Source organism: Streptomyces sp. NPDC003038, assembly GCF_040611115.1.
In the GTDB taxonomy this organism is placed as follows: domain Bacteria; phylum Actinomycetota; class Actinomycetes; order Streptomycetales; family Streptomycetaceae; genus Streptomyces.
In genome coordinates, this window is record NZ_JBEXNN010000010.1 from 198819 (window position 1) to 216197 (window position 17379).

Below are 17379 nucleotides of genomic sequence, written 5' to 3' on the forward strand. Positions count from 1 at the left end.
CCACGGACGGGTGATCCTTCCGTACAGGCGGAAATCCGGTGCCTCAGCGCCACTACACTGCTCAACACATACGCGTCAGGCCCACAGTGTCGTGCGTCTTCCACGCGGCTACCCCTCCACGCTGCGGCCGTCGGGACGGCCGTCCGCACTGGACTTGTGAGGACCCACGTGAGCTCGAAACCTGTCGTACTCATCGCCGAAGAGCTGTCGCCCGCCACCGTCGAGGCGCTCGGCCCCGACTTCGAGATCCGGCACTGCAACGGCGCCGACCGCGCCGAGCTGCTGCCCGCGATCGTCGATGTCGACGCGATCCTCGTCCGCTCCGCGACGAAGGTCGACGCGGAGGCCATTGCCGCCGCCAAGAAACTGCGGGTCGTCGCCCGCGCCGGTGTCGGTCTGGACAACGTCGACGTCTCCGCCGCCACCAAGGCCGGCGTGATGGTCGTCAACGCGCCGACCTCGAACATCGTGACCGCCGCCGAGCTGGCCTGCGGCCTGCTCGTCGCCACCGCCCGCAACATCCCGCAGGCCAACACCGCCCTCAAGAACGGTGAGTGGAAGCGGAACAAGTACACGGGCGTCGAGCTCAGCGAGAAGACCCTCGGCGTCGTCGGCCTCGGCCGCATCGGCGTCCTGGTGGCCCAGCGCATGTCGGCCTTCGGCATGAAGGTCGTGGCCTACGACCCCTACGTACAGCCCGCGCGCGCCGCCCAGATGGGCGTCAAGATGCTGACGCTGGACGAGCTCCTGGAAGCCGCCGACTTCATCACCGTGCACCTGCCGAAGACCCCCGAGACCCTCGGTCTCATCGGGGACGAGGCCCTGCACAAGGTGAAGCCGTCCGTCCGCATCGTCAACGCCGCGCGCGGCGGGATCGTGGACGAGGCCGCGCTGTACACGGCCCTCAAGGAGGGCCGCGTCGCCGGCGCCGGCCTCGACGTGTACGCGAAGGAGCCCTGCACGGACTCCCCGCTCTTCGAGCTCGACCAGGTCGTCTGCACCCCGCACCTCGGCGCGTCCACGGACGAGGCCCAGGAGAAGGCCGGTGTCTCGGTCGCCAAGTCGGTGCGCCTCGCGCTCGCCGGCGAGCTGGTGCCGGACGCGGTCAACGTCCAGGGCGGCGTCATCGCCGAGGACGTGCGTCCGGGCCTGCCCCTCGCCGAGAAGCTCGGCCGCATCTTCACCGCCCTCGCGGGCGAGGTCGCGGTCCGCCTCGATGTCGAGGTCTGCGGCGAGATCACCCAGCACGACGTGAAGGTGCTCGAACTCTCCGCGCTCAAGGGCGTCTTCGAGGACGTCGTCGACGAGACGGTCTCCTACGTCAACGCCCCGCTGTTCGCGCAGGAGCGCGGTGTCGAGGTCCGCCTCACCACCAGCTCGGAGTCCCCGGACCACCGCAACGTGGTGACCGTCCGCGGCACCCTGTCGGACGGCCAGGAGGTCTCGGTCTCCGGCACGCTCGCGGGCCCGAAGCACCTTCAGAAGATCGTCGGTGTGGGCGAGTACGACGTGGACCTGGCCCTGGCCGACCACATGATCGTGCTGCGCTACACCGACCGCCCGGGCGTGGTCGGCACCGTCGGCCGCCTGCTGGGCGAGGCCGGTCTGAACATCGCGGGCATGCAGGTCGCCCGCGCCGAGGAGGGCGGCGAGGCGCTCGTCGTACTCACGGTGGACGCGGCCGTTCCGGTGAACGTCCTCGCGGACATCTCCACCGAGATCGGCGCCGTCTCGGCGCGTACGGTCAGCCTCGGCTGAGCCTGTTCTTCGACGCGCGCGAAGGGCCCGGGGGAGACCTCCGGGCCCTTTCGCGTTCCGCCGGACACCCCGCACCGATCAGTTGTACGTCGCCCCGTGCAGGGCGGCTCCCAGACCCCCGGCCGGCTCCGCCGCGGGCGGGGCGGCGGCTTCGATCCCCCGCATCAGAGCCGCGGCGAGCAGAGTCGCCCCGAGCAGCAGCGCCGTACCGCCCCAGGCCGCGTACTGCATGCCGTGGACGAAGGCCTCGCGGGCCACGGTCAGCACCTGCTCGCCGGCGGTCCCGCCGAGCTCGTGGCCGCGGCCACCGCCCCGCCCAGGGTCTCCGGAAGCGTTGGTCATGGCGAGCAATGTATAAGCGCCTTATACGTCTGTCTATGACAGGCGTATAAGGCGGCCGTGTGGAACTTCCGTCTAAGACGGCCGTCTTGCTACCGTTCCGGCATGGGACATCGGGAAGATCTACTCGAAGGCGCGAAGAAGTGCCTGGTCGAGAAGGGGTTCGTACGCACGACGGCGCGCGACATCGTCAGGGTCTCGGGCACGAACCTGGCGTCCATCGGCTATCACTACGGCTCGAAGGACGCCCTGCTCACCCAGGCGTTCATGGCGCTGATGGACGAGTGGGGCGCGCTCTTCCAGAGCGGACTGACGGGGGAGGGTGGCTCCTTGGAACGGTTCCGTTCGGTCTGGGAGGGCTTCCTCGCCCAGCACGAGGGATCGGGGCCGGTCTGGGCGGCGAGCCTGGAGGTCGCGCTGAGCCGGGACCAGCGGCCGGAACTGCGGAAGCTGCTCGCGGCCTCGCAGGCCGAGGGGCGCCGGAGCCTGGTCTCGATGCTCACCGGAACGCCGGAGGACGCGCTCGAAGAGCGTGACGAGCGCACCCTGGGAGCCTTCTACCAGGCCCTGTTGAACGGCCTGATGATCCAGTGGCTCTTCGACCCCGAATCGGCGGCCACCGCCGAGGAGCTCACCGAGGGCATGCGGCGCGCCGCCGAGGCCGCGACCGGCAAGGAGACCCGCGGCTGAGTCAACCGCCGCCCGCGCGGAGCGACGGGGTCAAGGTCACCCTGGCCGGGCCGATCGGCGACCGGGTGATCCTCGACGCGGCTTCCGGCGCCCCGCTCGGCTTCTACGTGGGCAAGGCAAACCCTGACCGGGGCGGCTACGGGCGGCTACGGGCGGCTACGGGCGGATACGGGCGGCTGGGCGGCAGCCGCGTGGCGCGGCCTCAGACGGTGATGACGACCTTCGCGCGCGCGTGCTCCACTTCGAGGTAGCGGATGGCCTCGGGTGCCTCGCTCAACGGGTAGGTCCGGTCGATGGCGGGAGAGAGCTTCCCGGACTCGGCGAGCTCCCTCAGCGCCGCCAGGTTCTCCCTGCTCGGCGTCGCGGTGAGGACGAGCAGCCGCTGGCGCACGAAGGGTGACAGCGCCCGGCCCCTGACGAGCAGACCCATCGGCCCGACCAGGCTGCCGCCGTCGGACACGCCCCCGCCGGAGAGTACGAGCGTCCCCGAGGGGGTCAGGGCGCGGCGGCACTCGGTCAGCGAACGGTTCCCCACCAGGTCGAACACGAGGTCGTACCGCCGCCCGTTGCCGGTGAAGTCCTCGCGGGTGTAGTCGATGAGGTGATCCGCGCCGAGCGACCGGACCAGCTCGGTGTTTCTCGCACTGCACACGCCGGTCACTTCGGCGCCGAGCGACTTGGCGATCTGTACGGCGAAGGTCCCCACACCACCTGACGCACCATTGACCAGGACATGCTGTCCCGGCCGCAGCCGCCCCAGGTCGCGCAGGCCCATGAGGGCGGTGTTCCCGGCCAACGGGACCGCGGCCGCCTGTTCGAACGACAGGCCGGCAGGTTTCGGCTCCACCTTGTTCTCCGGGGCGCAGACGTACTCGGCGAATGCCGCCTCGGCTTCGCCGAAGACCTCGTCGCCGGGACGCAGCCGCGTCACGTTCCTGCCGACCGCCTCCACCCGCCCCGCGAAATCCGTGCCGCGGATCTTCATCTTCGGCCCGCCGATCCCCAGTACGAGGCGCGCCAGGTACGGGTCGCCCCGCATGAGGTGCCAGTCGCGCGCGTTGACCCCGGCGGCGCGGACCCGCACCAGGACCTCGTCGTCGGCGGCCACCGGCTGGTCGACGTCCCTGAGCTCCAGGACGTCAGGTGAGCCGTACCGGTCCTGGACGATCGCCTTCATCGGGCCTCCGTGGCGCACGAGTTCCCGTGCGGGTGGACGGGCTGACCGGAAGACCAGCACTCCCCGCGACCGTAGGCCAAGGACCCGGGTGCGGGCATCGGGGCCGATCCCTAGGTGACGCACCGGCCTTCCCCGAGTCGCGGGCCCCGGATCAGCCGTGCAGGCGGGCTGCCTTGAGGGCCATGTGCAGCAGCAGGCGGTCTTCGCCCTCGTCCAGGTCGAGCCCCGTCAGCTGCTCCACCCGGGCGAGGCGGTAGTAGAGGGTCTGGCGGTGGATGCCCAGGGCGGCCGCCGCGCGGCCCGCCTGGCCGGCGCAGTCGAGGAACACCTCCGCGGTGCGGGCCAGTTCGCGGTGGGCCGGGCTCAGCAGGTCGCGGGCCGCCGGGTCGTTCGCCGGGTCGGCGGCGAGGGTCGCCAGCATCCGGTACGGGCCGATCGCCGACCACTGGGCGACCGGGCCGAGGCGTGGCTGGGCGGCGGCCGCCCGGGCCGCCGCGGCGGCCTGCTCCCAGGCGGCCGGCAGCTCCGTGAGGGCCCGGACCGGGTCGGAGACGCCGGCCGTCCCGGCGGCTCGCGCGTCACCGGCCGCTCCCGGGCCGCCCACGCTCCCGGGGCCGCCCGTGCCGCCGGTGGTTCCCGGGCCGCCCGTGCCCGTACCGGCCCCTGCCGCGCCGGCCGTCCCGGCCGCCCGCGGCAGGAGCCGGCCCGCCGCCGTCAGCGCCGGGGCGAGTGCGTCCGTCGAGCGGAGCCGGAGCAGGACCGCCAGCGCCAGGTCGCCACCCGCCTCCGTGACCTCACCGCCCCGCGGGACCACGCACACCGCCGCCGCGCCCGGCACCGACGCCGGAGCCTCCCCGGACCACGGCGTCACGCACACCGCCGCGTGCAGGCCGTCCCCGCCCGCGCCCAATGCGGCCCGCAGCGCGGCCACCGCCATGTCCCGCTGCCACCCCCGCCCGGCCGTGAGCACCGCCCGGAACTCCCGCGACAGGTCGGCCCCCGCCTTCGCCTCCTCGGCGAGCAGCACCCCGATCCGCTCGGCCACCTCCATGGCCGCCGCCAGCGCCCGCGGCTCGGGGCCGGGCTCCTGGTCGAGGAGCCACACGTACCCGTGCACGATGCCCCGGTAGCGCACGGGCAGGCAGATCCGACCCCGGAAGACCCCGGCCTCGGGCGCCGCCGGGATCCGCACGGGGCCGGTGGCCCGGGCGATGCCGAAGCCCTCGAACCAGGACCGGACGGCCGCCGTCGACTGCCGGGTCAGGATCGAGCGGGTCCGTACCGGGTCCAGGACGAGTTCGCCGCCGTCGCTGTCGCTGTCGTGTGCGCCGAAGGCGATGAGGCGGAAGTCCCGGTTCTCCAGCGTCGCCGGGGCGCCGAGCAGCGCCGAGATCTCGTCCACCAGGTCCTGGTAATCGCCCTTCACACGGGCATTCTCCCACCCCCGGACCTGCTCTTCAGACAGATGTATGAGATCGGGGCCACGGATGCGTGACAGCTGTCGATGGCACAGGATCGAAGCGGTCCTTAGGTTTCACGGTGGTTTAACTTGCGTTCTCTTACGGCCCCGGCGCACCGGCGTGCGGACCGTCCGTCTGCTTCTGCCACCCGTTGGAGGTGCCCCGTGCTGGGTCCCGTGATCCTCGCCGCTTCGCGCAGCGACAGGATGCGCCGTATCGTCTCCGCCGCCCCGGTGACCAAGTCCGTGGTGAACCGGTTCATCCCCGGCGAGACGGTCGACCAGGTCATCCCGATCGTCGAGGACCTCACCCGCAAGGGCCTGGAGGTCACCCTCGACGTGGTGGGCGAGGACATCACCACCGTGGAGCAGTCCCACGCCGCCCGCGACGCCTACCTCCAGCTCATCGACCGGCTGAGGGTCCTGGGGCTGGGCGAGACCGTCGAGATGTCGGTCAAGCTCTCGATGTTCGGCCAAGCGCTGGAGGACGGCCACGAACTGGCGCTCGCCAACGTCCGCCCGGTCGTCGAGGCCGCCGCCGCCATCGGCACCACCGTGACGCTGGACGCCGAGGACCACACCACCCTCGACTCGATGTTCGCCATCCACGAGGAGCTGCGCCGGGACTTCCCCCGGACCGGCTGCGTGATCCAGGCGTACCTCTTCCGCACGGAGGCCGACGCCCGCCGCCTGGCCGCCGCCGGCAGCCGCGTCCGGATCGTGAAGGGCGCCTACAAGGAGCCCGCCGAGGTCGCCTACCAGGACAAGGCCGAGATCGACAAGGCGTACGTCCGGATCCTGAAGGTCCTCATGGAGGGTGAGGGCTACCCGATGATCGGGTCCCACGACCCGCGTCTGATCGCCATCGCGCAGGAGCTCGCCCGCAAGGCCGGGCGCAAACTGGACGAGTACGAATTCCAGATGCTGTACGGCATCCGTAGCGAGGAGCACCTGCGGCTCGCCGCCGAGGGCCACCGGATGCGTGTCTACACCGCGTACGGAACGGACTGGTACGGCTACTTCATGCGGCGCCTCGCGGAGAAGCCGGCCAACCTCCTCTTCTTCGTCCGCTCGATGATCACCAAGAACTAGGTCCAAGAACTAGGTCAAGGAGTTACCAGACCCATGGATGCTGTGACCCAGGTCCCCGCGCCGGTCAACGAGCCGGTCCACTCGTACGCCCCCGGCAGCGCGGAGCGCGCACGCCTCGAAGCCCAGCTCAAGCAGCTGTCCGAGAACCCGATCGACCTCCCGATGACGATCAACGGCGTCAAGCGGATGGGCGGTGGCGAGCGCTTCGACGTGGTCCAGCCGCACGACCACAAGTCGGTGCTCGGCACCTTCGCCAACGCCACCGAGGCCGACGCCCGGGACGCCGTCGACGCCGCCCTGGCCGCCGCCCCGGCCTGGCGCTCGATGTCCTTCGACGACCGCGCCGCGATCATCCTGCGCGCCGCCGAACTGCTGGCCGGTCCCTGGCGCGAGAAGCTCGCCGCCTCCACCATGCTGGGCCAGTCGAAGACCGCGCAGCAGGCCGAGATCGACTGCCCGTGCGAGCTCGTCGACTTCTGGCGCTTCAACGTCCACTTCGCCCGCCAGATCCTGGCCGAGCAGCCCGGCGCCAACTCCGCCGGCGTGTGGAACCGCAGCGACCACCGCCCGCTGGAAGGCTTCGTCTACGCGATCACGCCGTTCAACTTCACGGCCATCGCCGGCAACCTGCCGACCGCCCCCGCCCTCATGGGCAACGTGGTCGTCTGGAAGCCGTCCCCGACGCAGACCCACTCCGCGGTCCTCCTGATGGAGCTCCTCGAAGAGGCCGGCCTCCCCAAGGGCGTCATCAACCTGGTGACGGGCGACGGCATCGCGGTGTCGGAGGTGGCCCTGAACCACCCCGAGCTCGCCGGAATCCACTTCACCGGCTCGACCAAGACCTTCCAGTACCTGTGGAAGACGGTCGGCAACAACATCGAGAAGTACAAGTCCTACCCGCGCCTGGTCGGCGAGACCGGCGGCAAGGACTTCGTCGTCGCGCACCCGTCCGCGGACCGCGCGACCCTGAAGACCGCCCTGACCCGCGGCTCCTTCGAGTACCAGGGCCAGAAGTGCTCGGCGTCCTCGCGCGCCTACGTCCCGGCCTCGATCTGGAACGACGGCTTCAAGGAGGCCTTCGCGGCCGAGGTCGACGGCATCACGATGGGTGACGTCCGCGACCTGACCAACTTCATCGGCGCCGTCATCGACGAGCGGTCGTTCGCGAAGAACAAGGCCGCGATCGACCGTGCCGCCGCCGACCCGGCCTGCGAGATCGTCGCGGGCGGCACGTACGACGACTCGGAGGGCTACTTCGTCCGCCCGACCGTCATCGCCTGCACCGACCCGGAGAACGAGATCTTCACGACCGAGTACTTCGGCCCGATCCTCGCCGTCCACGTGTACGAGGACGACAAGTACGAGGAGATGCTCGCGCAGATGGAGTCCGTCTCGGCGTACGCCCTGACCGGCTCGATCATCGCGGGGGACCGTTACGCGGCCGCGGACGCGATGGAGAAGCTCCGCTTCGCGGCGGGCAACTTCTACATCAACGACAAGTCCACCGGCGCCGTGGTCGGCCAGCAGCCCTTCGGCGGCGGCCGCGCCTCGGGTACGAACGACAAGGCGGGCGCGGCGACGAACCTGCAGCGCTGGACCTCGACGCGCTCCATCAAGGAGACGCTGGTCGCGCCCACGGAGTACACGTACCCCCACATGGGCTGACCCCGCCCCGCCGAACCCCGCCCCCGCTCCGGTACCCCCAAGTCCGGAGCGGGGGCGGTTCCAGTTCCCCGCCGGGCCGGCGGCTAGACCTCGATCAGGACCTGGTCCAGGGACTTGCGGACCAGGTCCGGGACCTCGCAGTCGTCCGCCGGATAGCCGACCGGGATGACCGCGAAGGCCTTCTCGTTCTCCGGACGGTCCAGGACGTGGCCCAGGAAGCGCATCGGGCTCGGGGTGTGGACCAGGGCCGCCAGACCGCTCAGGTGGAGGGCGGACAGGAGCATGCCGACGGCGATGCCGACCGACTCGTCGACGTAGTAGTGCTTGCGCTTCGTGCCGTCCGGGCCCAGCCAGTAGCGCTGCTGGAAGACCACGATGAGGGCCGGGGCGTCCGTGAGGTGGGTCTTCACGGCGTCCGTGCCCAGGGGGCGCAGGGCCGCGAGCCACTCGTCGCCGAGGCGGCCGTCGTAGGACAGCAGCTCCTCCTGCTCGGCGGCCGCGCGGATCCGCTCCCGTACGCCCGCATCCTTGACCAGGACGAAGGTCCACGGCTGCTGGTGGGCCCCGGAGGGGGCGGTGGCGGCGCACGCGACGGCGTCCCGGACGACCTGCTCGGGTACCGGGTCGCGGGAGAAGTGGCGTACGGTGCGCCGCTCGTCCATCCGCGCCCGCAACCGCGCGGAACGCGCGAGCGATTCGTGGGCGGGCATCCGCTCGGGCCGGTAGGCGGCGGGGCGGTACGGCTGGCCGTGGGTAGGGGTCCACTGCTGGGTTTCAGGCGACATGGCCCGAGTCTGCCGACGCCGGGGCTCGCGGGACCAGAGCCGGGTCGGCCGATTCCGGCCGGTGGACGCCGTCCGGCGTCCGCAATGCGGTCCTTGCTACGGTCCCCTCATGACCGACTGGGACGCGGACGCGGTACGGGCGCGCTTGCGCGCGAGGGCGGCGCGGTACGAACTGGCGCCCGCGCTCGGTGAGCGGGCGGTGCGCGCCTTCGAGGAGGACCACGGGATCCGCCTGCCGGAGGAGTACCGGGCGTTCGTCGTGGCCGTCGGGGACGGCCCCGCCGGTCCCGGGCAAGGGCTGATGCCCCTGATCAACCTGCGTGCGGACGCCGATGAGGACGGGGCGGCGGAAGACGAGTGGCAGGAGGACCGCCGACCGGGCCGGCTCGCCGCCCCCTGCCCGATCGCGGAGCCCCGGCCCTTCGACGCGGCGAGGCGCTTCGACGAGGGAGAGGGGCTGACCCTGGGCACGCTCGTCCTCGCCGACCGCGGCTGCGGCATGTACTCCCGGCTGATCCTCACCGGCCCGCTGGCCGGCCAGGTCTGGCACCTGGACCAGGACTTCGGCACCTGCGTGCCGGAGAGTCCGGACTTCCGCACCTGGTACACCGACTGGCTGGAGCAGGGGGCGGCACGATGACGGACGCGCGGACCGCGCACACCTCGGAGCTGACGGCCCGGGAGCTCGCGGAGATCCGTGATCTGCTGGACGCCGCCTTCGACGGGGACTTCGGCGCCGACGACTTCGAGCACGCCCTCGGCGGGATGCACGTCCTGCTCCGCGAGGGCGGGCGGCTCGTCGCGCACGGGAGTGTCGTGCAGCGCCGGGTCCTGCACGGGGGGCGGGCGCTGCGGGCCGGGTACGTCGAGGCGGTGGGCGTACGGGCCGGCCACAGGCGGCGCGGGCTGGGCGGGCGGGTCATGGCGGAGGTGGAACGGATCATCGCGGGGGCGTACGTGCTCGGGGCGCTGTCCGCGTCCGAGGAGGGGGCCGGGCTGTACCTGAGCCGGGGCTGGCGGGTGTGGGGCGGGCGGATCGGGGTCCTCGGCCCCGGCGGCCCCGAGCGCCTCCCCGAGGAGGAGGGCAGCACCTACGTCTGGGCGCCGCCCGGCGGGGCCCTGCCGGACCCCGCCGGGCGGCTCGACTTCGACTGGCGGAACGGGGACGTGCTGTAGGGGCGGGCTAGGAGCCCGAGATGCTCGGGGCGCCGGACTCGATGTGGCCCGTGTAGCGGCGCGACCAGGTGCCGTCGTTGTCGGCGAGGATCGTGAAGTCGTACCAGCCGTTGTGGTACGCCACCGCGTTGAAATGGTCCTCGCGCGAGGAGCCGGCCGGGACCGTGTAGGTCCACGGGCCGTCCGTGCGATAGGCGTTCGCGCGGATCGTGAAGGTCACCGGGGCGGCCGAGCCGTTGGTCATCTTGAAGTAGACGGCCGTCTTGCCCGTGCCCGGTTCGACGGCGAAGCGGGCGGCCACCTCCACGGCCCTGCCCGCCTTCAACGCGTCGCCGAGGAAGCGGCGCAGGAAACGGTTCGGGCCGTACATCGAGATGTCGTACTTGCCGGCGCCGCTGCCCGCCCCGATGTTGAAGTAGTCGGAGGCCGTGGCGCCCGCGTCCACCGTGTACTGCCAGGCGGCCGTGGACCGGTACTGGTGCGGGTGGATCGAGAAGTGCGCCGCCCGCTTCGCCTCCGCGCCCTGGTTGGACATCGAGAACCAGGCCAGGATCTTGCCGGCCGCGCCGAACTCGAAGCGGTCCAGGTTCCCGTTCACCTGGTACGGAAGGGCCCGCGCCGGGCGCGTCCCGGGCTCCTGCGCCGGGAGGGCGTTGTCCTGCGGCACCGGGTTGGGGAGCGGGGCGCAGGTCGACTGGCCGATCACCTCGGCGGTGGACGGCAGGCCCGCCGGTACCCCGTAGACCGGGCGCGCGAAGTCGAAGACGCCGGTCAGGTCGCCGGTCACCTTGCGGCGCCAGGCGCTGATGTTCGGACAGGTGGCGGGGGTGCCGAGGGCCGCCGTCCATTTCTCCATGAACCGCAGCACCGAGGTGTGGTCGAAGACCTCCGAGCTCACCCAGCCGCCGCGGGTCCACGGGGACATCACGATCATCGGGACGCGGAAGCCGAGCCCGATCGGAATGCCGTCCAGGTACTCGCCGGGAGTGCCGGGCGGCGCGACCGGCGGCGGCACGTGGTCGAAGAAGCCGTCGTTCTCGTCGTAATTGAGGAAGAGGACGGTGGAGTCGAAGACCTCCGGGTTCGCGGCCAGGGCGCGGTAGACCAGGTCCACGAAGTGCGCGCCGTCGGCGGGCGGGGCGTACGGGTGCTCGCAGAAGGCCTCGTTCGCCACGACCCAGGAGACCTGGGGCAGCGTGCCCGCGAGGGCATCGGCGCGGAGGGCGGCCGCGATGTCGTCGGGGGTGGAGCCGGTCCTGCGGGGGACGGAGGACATGCCGCGGTCGTACAGCGGATCGCCCGGAGCCGCGTCCGTGAACTTCTTGAAGTAGGCCAGACCGTTGTCGCCGTAGTTGTCCTGGGCGTTCTGGTAGACCTTCCAGCTCACGCCCGCCCGCTGGAGGGCTTCCGCGTACGTCTCCCAGGTCAGCCCGGACTCCTCGCCGCCGTCCTTGCTGGAGGCGTCGATCCTGCCGCTCCACAGGAAGGTGCGGTTGGGGCCGGTCGCGCTGAGCGCGGAGCAGAAGTACGCGTCGCAGACGGTGTAGTGGTCGGCGAGCCCGTAGTGGAAGGGTATGTCCGCGCGGTCCATGTAGCCGAGGGTGCGGGTGCTGCCGACGCCGGTGACCCAGTTGTCCATGCGGCCCTTGTTCCAGGCGGCGTGCTGTGAGGTCCAGCTGTGCGGGAGGTCGCCGGTGCACTGCGCGAGGGTCTCGCCGTCCGCGCCCCCCGCGGGCGGGGTGGAGCTGAGCTTCCACGGATACTGGCGGCCGCCCCAGTTGGGTTGGTTGAACGTGCCCCAGCCGCCCGGGAGGTTGCCGGCGGCGCGGTCGCCGAAGCCGCGGACACCCTTCAGCCTGCCGAAGTAGTGGTCGAAACCGCGGTTCTCCTGCATCAGGATCACCACGTGCTTCACATCGGTGAGGGTGCCGGTCGCGGCGGCCGCGGCCGCCGTCGCGGATGCGAGCGGGGGCAGGGTGGCTCCCGCCACCAGCCCGGCGCCGATTCCCACGAAACCTCTGCGGCTGATCGGTGTCGCTGGCTCCTCGCCTCCCGCTCAAGCGCCCCGTCGGCACATTGACCGCAAGGGTGGCGGCGCCGGAGTCAAAGGTCTACATCCGTGCGGCAAGAGTTCGGTGAACTCGCGGGCGGCCGGAGGTCAACCGTCGATCCGCACGAGCATCTTGCCCAGGTTGTCACCGCGGAGCATGCCCCGGAAGGCCTCCACGGTGTGGTCGAAACCCTGGACAACGGTGGTGTCGGTACCGATCCGGCCGCTGCGCAGATGGGGGACGAGGAAGTCCTCCAATTCCTCTTGCAGATTGGTGTGATTGCGAACCAATACCCCTTCCAGGCGCAGTGACTTGTGTACGACCTCGAAGAGGTTGCGGGGCGCGGCCGGGGAGCGGTCCCCGTTGTACATCGAGATCGCGCCGACCCAGGCGACGCGCCCGTACTCGCGCAGGGCGTCGATCGCGCCCTCCAGGTGGTCGCCGCCCACGTTGTCCACGTAGACGTCGATGCCGCCGGGGGCCGCCTGCGCCAGTTGCTCGCCGACCGGGCCGTCGTGGTAGTCGAAGGCCGCGTCGAAGCCGAGCGCCCCGGTGAGGTGGGCGACCTTCGCCGCCGAGCCCGCGCTGCCGATGATCCGGCCGGCGCCGAGCAGCCGGGCGATGCGGCCGGTCGCCGTGCCCACCCCGCCGGCCGCGGCGGAGACGAAGAGGTCCTCACCCGCGCGGAGGGCCGCGGTCCGCGTCAGGGCGGCGTACGCGGTCAGGCCGGTGCCGCCCAGGATGGACAGGTACGCCTCCAGCGGGACCCCGGCGTGGCAGCGGAGCTTGCGGGTGCCGGCCGCGGCGAGGGTGACGAGCGCGTGCGTGCGCCAGCCCTCGCGGTGGAAGACGAGGTCGCCCTCGGCGAGGCCCGGGTCGCGGGAGGCGACGACCCGGCCGACCGAGCGGCCTTCCAGCGGGGTGTTCAGCTCGAAGCCGTCCTCGCCGCCGTCCATCATCTCTCGGTGGTAGGGGTCCACGGAGAGCAGGAGGTTCTCCACCAGGGCGGTGCCCGGGGCCGGCTCGGGGAGCGGGGACTCCACGTAGGCGAAGTCGGTGGCGGCGGGAAAGCCGGCGGGCCGGGCCACCTGGTGGACAGCCAGGGCGGTGCCCCGGGCGGCGGAACGCGAGACGTGGGACGGGCGGGCCGGGTGGGCGGTGTCGGTCTTCATGGCCCAGACGCTAGGAAGGAATCCCGCAGCCGGGCAGAGGGTTGCGCTCATGGAAGCAGTCCGTCCATGAATCACGCTCATAGAACGAGGTGAGAGCCCCCGTGGCCGAGCTCCTCCCGCAGGAACTGCGGATCCTGGTCGCCGTCGCCGAGGCCGGCGGCTTCTCCGCCGCGGCCGCCCGCCTCGGCCTGACCCAGTCCGCCGTCTCGCACGCGGTGCGCGGCAGCGAGGGCAAGGTCGGCGCGGTGCTCTTCGAGCGCGGCCGGACCGGCGCCTCGCCCACCCCGGCGGGGGAGCGGGCCGTCGGCCACGCCCGCCGGATCCTGCGGCTGTACGAGGTCCTCGGCGCGGAGGCCCGGGGCGCCGGCCGGGGGGCGGACGGCGGGGACGCGGTCGAGGGCGTGCTCCGGATCGCGGCGTTCCGCAGCGCGGCCCTGCATCTGCTGCCGCCCGCCCTGGAGCGGCTCACGGCCCGCCATCCCGGCATCCGGCCCGAGGTCCGGGTGGTGCGCGAACTGGGCGCGGGCACGGCCGGGGAGGTCGCGGCGGGCCGTGCCGACCTCGGCATCGCGACGCTGGGCGGTCAGGAGGACGCACCGCCGGGCCTGCTGACGGGGGTGCTCGCGCAGGAGGCGTACGCACTGGTCCACCCGGTCGGCCATCCGGATCCGAAGAGCCTGCCGCTGCTGGACTGGGACGAGAACTGCGGCTCGTACACCCGTGACTGGTGGCGGGCCCAGGACTGGATCCCGAGGGCCACCGTCAAGGCGGAGGACGACGGGATGGTGCTGACGATGGTCGGCCGGGGGCTCGGGATGGCGATCCTGCCCGAACTGTCGCTGCGGGAGGCGACCGAGGCGGTCGAGATCACCCGTCTGGGCCCGGAGGGGCCGGTGAGGTGCGTGGGGTACGTCACCACACCGGAATCTGCATCGACTCTTGCCGTCAGGGCGCTGATCAGGGAACTCCGCTCCGACAAGGGCTGAGCGGGAGCGTAAACGGGTCCCGATCGGGTCCCGGTCGGGCCCCTTTCGGGGGTTCCGCGTCTCAGATAGTAGGAAGTCCGAGTAACTGCGGAGACATACAGCGCCGACTGCCCTAGCTTTGTAGGAGCCGAACGTCTCGCCGATCAGGCGAATGGCGGTCGAGAGCGCGCGCCCCTGGCAGGCAACCCCTGCGGCGCACCGCTCCCCGCCTCTTCCGGCGCCTTGAAGGAACCCCTCATCCGTGGCCCCGCCACGCCGTGATCTCAAGGAGTCGATCACCATGACCGCACGCACCGCAGTCCGCCGCGTCCGCCGCTCCTCCACCGCGGAAGCCGACCGCAAGAACGCCGCCGCCGCCCTGCAGCGGGCCCTGGACCGCCGCGACAACGGCGGCTCGGCGGGCCACTGATAGGCCCATCGCCACCTCGGGGCTCCCGGACATGTTGCGTCCCCATTGGTCCGGATGCTGGACGCAATATGTCTGAGGGCTGGGACAGGGAGTACGGTTCCGCCATGTCGACCAGCATCAATCTCGCAGTGATCCCCGGTGATGGCATCGGCCAGGAAGTCGTGGCTCAGGGACTCAAAGTCCTTACCGCGGTCCTGCCCCAGGATGTGAAGCTGGAGACCAAGGAGTACGACCTCGGCGCCCAGCGCTGGCACCGCACCGGTGAGACCCTCCCGGACGCGGAGCTCGAGGCCCTCAAGCACCACGACGCGATCCTGCTGGGTGCCATCGGCGACCCGTCGGTCCCGTCGGGCGTGCTGGAGCGCGGCCTGCTGCTGAAGCTCCGCTTCGCCTTCGACCACTTCATCAACCTGCGCCCGTCGAAGCTCTTCCCCAACACGGCCACTCCGCTGGCCGGACGCCCGGAGATCGACTTCGTCGTGGTCCGCGAGGGCACCGAAGGCCCGTACACCGGCAACGGCGGCAGCCTGCGCACCGGCACCCCCGCCGAGGTGGCCACCGAGGTCAGCGTCAACACCGCGTACGGTGTCGAGCGCGTCGTCCGTGACGCGTACGAGCGGGCCAACGCCCGCCCCCGCAAGAAGCTCACGCTCGTCCACAAGAACAACGTCCTCGTGTACGCGGGCCACATGTGGAAGAACATCTTCGACAAGGTCGGCCAGGAGTACCCCGAGGTCACCACCGACTACCTGCACGTCGACGCCGCGACGATCTTCTTCGTCACCCAGCCCGAGCGCTTCGACGTCATCGTCACGGACAACCTCTTCGGTGACATCCTCACCGACCTGGCCGCCGCCGTGACCGGCGGAATCGGCCTCGCCGCCTCCGGGAACATCAACCCGGCCGGCACCTTCCCGTCCATGTTCGAGCCCGTCCACGGCTCGGCCCCGGACATCGCCGGCACCGGCAAGGCCGACCCGACGGCGACGATCCTCTCCGTCGCCCTCCTCCTGCGCCACCTGGGTTACGAGGCCCAGGCCGCCCGCATCGAGGCCGCGGTCTCCGCCGACCTGGCGGAGCGCGACGGCACCTTCCGCTCCACCGACGCGATCGGCGACGCCCTCGCCGCTCGCGTAGCCGGCTGACCCGGCAGCTCCACCTCCAGGAAGCCGCCAGGTCACGATAGGGACCTGGCGGCTTTTCCTGTGCGGCCCCGGGTGCCACCATCTCCCTGGGCCGCAATCGCCCCGTTTCTCCGAAGCCTCCACGCGCGCGATAATCGAACGCGAGGCCGCGGAATGCGGGGAAGCTCGGACGTCCTAGTACGCCGTGAGCGCGGTCCGCCATACACAACCGGTGAAGGACAAGCACTCATGACGACGCCCACGATCGAGCTCAAGCCCTCCTCGAACCCGCTGTCCGACGCGGAGCGCGAGGCGATCCTGGCCAGCCCCGGCTTCGGCCGCCACTTCACCGACCACATGGTGACGATCAAGTGGACGGAGGGCCGCGGCTGGCACGACGCCGAGCTGGTCCCGTACGCGCCACTGTCGATGGACCCCGCGAACATGACCCTGCACTACGCGCAGACCATCTTCGAGGGACTCAAGGCCTACAAGCAGCCCGACGGCACCGTCGCCACCTTCCGCCCCGAGGCCAACGCCGCGCGCTTCCAGTCCTCCGCCCGCCGCATGGCCATGCCGGAGCTGCCCGCCGACCTGTTCATCGCGGCCTGCGACGCGCTCATCAAGCAGGACCGCGCCTGGGTCCCGGACTCGGGCGAAGCCTCCCTGTACCTGCGGCCGTTCATGTTCGCGTCCGAGGTCGGCCTCGGCGTCCGGCCGGCCAACGAGTTCCTCTTCATCGTCATCGCCTCGCCCGCCGGCGCGTACTTCCCCGGCGGCGTCAAGCCCGTCTCCGTCTGGCTCTCCGAGGACTACGTCCGCGCCGTCAAGGGCGGCACCGGCGCGGCCAAGACCGGCGGCAACTACGCGGCCTCGCTCGTCGCCCAGGCCCAGGCCGCCGCGCACGGCTGCGACCAGGTGGTCTGGCTCGACGCCGTCGAGCACCGCTGGGTCGAGGAGATGGGCGGCATGAACCTGTACTTCGTGTACGCGCAGGAGGACGGAACACGGCGCATCGTCACGCCGGAGCTCACCGGCTCGCTCCTTCCCGGCATCACCCGCGACTCCCTCCTCACCATCGCCCGCGACCTCGGCTACACCGCCGAAGAGGGCCGGATCAGCACCGAGGACTGGAAGCGCGACAACGAGAACGGCACCCTCACCGAGGTCTTCGCCTGCGGCACCGCCGCCGTCATCACCCCGGTCGGCACCGTCAAGTCCGAGCGCGCCAACTGGATCCAGGGCGACGGCAACCCGGGCGAGGTCACCATGAAGCTCCGCAAGGCCCTGCTCGACCTCCAGACCGGCCGCACCGCCGACGCCCACGGCTGGATGCACCGCCTCGCCTGACCCCCTCCGCCGTAGCCGTTCCCGTACGTACGAAGGCCCGCGCCCCGAATCCGGGGCGCGGGCCGTGGTAGATAGGTATAGCACAACTCTTAAAAACAGTAAACCCAAAATTGATAAGGGTTGGCGTGTTGTGGGTGATAATGGGG

General features: G+C 71.5%; 16 protein-coding genes. 10 read left to right on the forward strand and 6 right to left on the reverse strand.

The genetic code is table 11. From position 1 onward, the window contains the following. Window positions 1-168 precede the first annotated feature (168 nt). Window positions 169-1758: a phosphoglycerate dehydrogenase gene (gene serA, locus ABZX75_RS15985; RefSeq protein WP_355410772.1), complete on the forward strand. Its 1590-nt coding sequence runs from the start codon at window positions 169-171 to the stop codon at window positions 1756-1758. A 78-nt stretch (window positions 1759-1836) separates the two neighbouring features. Here the strand turns inward: serA and ABZX75_RS15990 are convergent, their stop codons facing one another. Continuing rightward, entirely contained in the window at window positions 1837-2100 is a 264-nt protein-coding gene (locus ABZX75_RS15990; protein WP_355410773.1) for a hypothetical protein, read from the reverse strand. A gap of 102 nt (window positions 2101-2202) precedes the next feature. On the opposite strand from ABZX75_RS15990, the gene ABZX75_RS15995 reads away from it, so the two are divergent. Further along, window positions 2203-2787, forward strand: coding sequence for a TetR/AcrR family transcriptional regulator (locus tag ABZX75_RS15995; protein WP_355410774.1), 585 nt, complete (start codon window positions 2203-2205; stop codon window positions 2785-2787). A 202-nt stretch (window positions 2788-2989) separates the two neighbouring features. On the opposite strand, the gene ABZX75_RS16000 is transcribed toward ABZX75_RS15995, so the two are convergent. Continuing rightward, window positions 2990-3964, reverse strand: coding sequence for an NAD(P)-dependent alcohol dehydrogenase (locus tag ABZX75_RS16000; RefSeq protein ID WP_355410775.1), 975 nt, complete (start codon window positions 3962-3964; stop codon window positions 2990-2992). 151 nt (window positions 3965-4115) lie between these two features. After that, window positions 4116-5390: a helix-turn-helix domain-containing protein gene (locus ABZX75_RS16005; RefSeq protein ID WP_355410776.1), complete on the reverse strand. Its 1275-nt coding sequence runs from the start codon at window positions 5388-5390 to the stop codon at window positions 4116-4118. Between the two features lie 198 nt (window positions 5391-5588). On the opposite strand from ABZX75_RS16005, the gene ABZX75_RS16010 reads away from it, so the two are divergent. Beyond that, window positions 5589-6515 carry a proline dehydrogenase family protein gene (locus ABZX75_RS16010; protein WP_355410777.1) on the forward strand — a complete coding sequence of 309 codons (927 nt, stop codon included), beginning with the start codon at window positions 5589-5591 and terminating at the stop codon, window positions 6513-6515. Window positions 6516-6548: 33 nt separating this feature from the next. Continuing rightward, complete coding sequence (gene pruA, locus ABZX75_RS16015) at window positions 6549-8180, forward strand: L-glutamate gamma-semialdehyde dehydrogenase (protein ID WP_355410778.1); 1632 nt, start codon at window positions 6549-6551, stop codon at window positions 8178-8180. Window positions 8181-8263: 83 nt separating this feature from the next. Here the strand turns inward: pruA and ABZX75_RS16020 are convergent, their stop codons facing one another. Further along, window positions 8264-8965, reverse strand: coding sequence for a nitroreductase family protein (locus tag ABZX75_RS16020; RefSeq protein WP_355410779.1), 702 nt, complete (start codon window positions 8963-8965; stop codon window positions 8264-8266). Window positions 8966-9074: 109 nt separating this feature from the next. Between ABZX75_RS16020 and ABZX75_RS16025 the strand changes: the two genes are divergently transcribed. Together ABZX75_RS16025 and ABZX75_RS16030 are read left to right on the forward strand one after the other, a co-directional pair. Further along, entirely contained in the window at window positions 9075-9605 is a 531-nt protein-coding gene (locus ABZX75_RS16025) for an SMI1/KNR4 family protein (RefSeq protein WP_355410780.1), read from the forward strand. Continuing rightward, on the forward strand, window positions 9602-10141 hold the full coding sequence (locus ABZX75_RS16030) for a GNAT family N-acetyltransferase (RefSeq protein ID WP_355410781.1): 540 nt from the start codon (window positions 9602-9604) through the stop codon (window positions 10139-10141). Before ABZX75_RS16025 ends, ABZX75_RS16030 begins: the two co-directional genes overlap by 4 nt. A 7-nt stretch (window positions 10142-10148) precedes the next feature. Here the strand turns inward: ABZX75_RS16030 and ABZX75_RS16035 are convergent, their stop codons facing one another. Together ABZX75_RS16035 and ABZX75_RS16040 are read right to left on the reverse strand one after the other, a co-directional pair. Continuing rightward, entirely contained in the window at window positions 10149-12152 is a 2004-nt protein-coding gene (locus ABZX75_RS16035) for a phosphocholine-specific phospholipase C (RefSeq protein WP_355410782.1), read from the reverse strand. A 147-nt stretch (window positions 12153-12299) separates the two neighbouring features. Beyond that, the gene (locus ABZX75_RS16040; protein WP_355410783.1) at window positions 12300-13364 is read right to left on the reverse strand and encodes an NADP-dependent oxidoreductase; all 1065 of its coding nucleotides are present in this window, start codon (window positions 13362-13364) and stop codon (window positions 12300-12302) included. 101 nt (window positions 13365-13465) lie between these two features. On the opposite strand from ABZX75_RS16040, the gene ABZX75_RS16045 reads away from it, so the two are divergent. The 4 genes from ABZX75_RS16045 (at window position 13466) to ABZX75_RS16060 (ending at window position 17233) form a co-directional block, all read left to right on the forward strand. After that, on the forward strand, window positions 13466-14350 hold the full coding sequence (locus tag ABZX75_RS16045; RefSeq protein WP_355410784.1) for a LysR family transcriptional regulator: 885 nt from the start codon (window positions 13466-13468) through the stop codon (window positions 14348-14350). A gap of 280 nt (window positions 14351-14630) precedes the next feature. Further along, window positions 14631-14759, forward strand: coding sequence for a hypothetical protein (locus tag ABZX75_RS16050; protein WP_355410785.1), 129 nt, complete (start codon window positions 14631-14633; stop codon window positions 14757-14759). Between the two features lie 104 nt (window positions 14760-14863). Then, a complete protein-coding gene (locus tag ABZX75_RS16055) occupies window positions 14864-15904 on the forward strand; it encodes a 3-isopropylmalate dehydrogenase (protein ID WP_355410786.1) in 1041 nt (346 codons plus the stop codon). Window positions 15905-16132: 228 nt separating this feature from the next. Beyond that, complete coding sequence (locus tag ABZX75_RS16060) at window positions 16133-17233, forward strand: branched-chain amino acid aminotransferase (protein WP_355410787.1); 1101 nt, start codon at window positions 16133-16135, stop codon at window positions 17231-17233. The last annotated feature ends 146 nt before the right edge of the window (window positions 17234-17379 follow it).

Bases quoted from the DNA above. Each gene is read 5' to 3' on its own strand.
- ABZX75_RS15990 (WP_355410773.1), bottom strand. From the start codon at position 2,100: ATGACCAACGCTTCCGGAGACCCTGGGCGGGGCGGTGGCCGCGGCCAC.
- ABZX75_RS15995 (WP_355410774.1), top strand. From the start codon at position 2,203: ATGGGACATCGGGAAGATCTACTCGAAGGCGCGAAGAAGTGCCTGGTC.
- ABZX75_RS16000 (WP_355410775.1), bottom strand. From the start codon at position 3,964: ATGAAGGCGATCGTCCAGGACCGGTACGGCTCACCTGACGTCCTGGAG.
- pruA (WP_355410778.1), top strand. From the start codon at position 6,549: ATGGATGCTGTGACCCAGGTCCCCGCGCCGGTCAACGAGCCGGTCCAC.
- ABZX75_RS16020 (WP_355410779.1), bottom strand. From the start codon at position 8,965: ATGTCGCCTGAAACCCAGCAGTGGACCCCTACCCACGGCCAGCCGTAC.
- ABZX75_RS16025 (WP_355410780.1), top strand. From the start codon at position 9,075: ATGACCGACTGGGACGCGGACGCGGTACGGGCGCGCTTGCGCGCGAGG.
- ABZX75_RS16030 (WP_355410781.1), top strand. From the start codon at position 9,602: ATGACGGACGCGCGGACCGCGCACACCTCGGAGCTGACGGCCCGGGAG.
- ABZX75_RS16040 (WP_355410783.1), bottom strand. From the start codon at position 13,364: ATGAAGACCGACACCGCCCACCCGGCCCGCCCGTCCCACGTCTCGCGT.
- ABZX75_RS16050 (WP_355410785.1), top strand. From the start codon at position 14,631: ATGACCGCACGCACCGCAGTCCGCCGCGTCCGCCGCTCCTCCACCGCG.
- ABZX75_RS16055 (WP_355410786.1), top strand. From the start codon at position 14,864: ATGTCGACCAGCATCAATCTCGCAGTGATCCCCGGTGATGGCATCGGC.
- ABZX75_RS16060 (WP_355410787.1), top strand. From the start codon at position 16,133: ATGACGACGCCCACGATCGAGCTCAAGCCCTCCTCGAACCCGCTGTCC.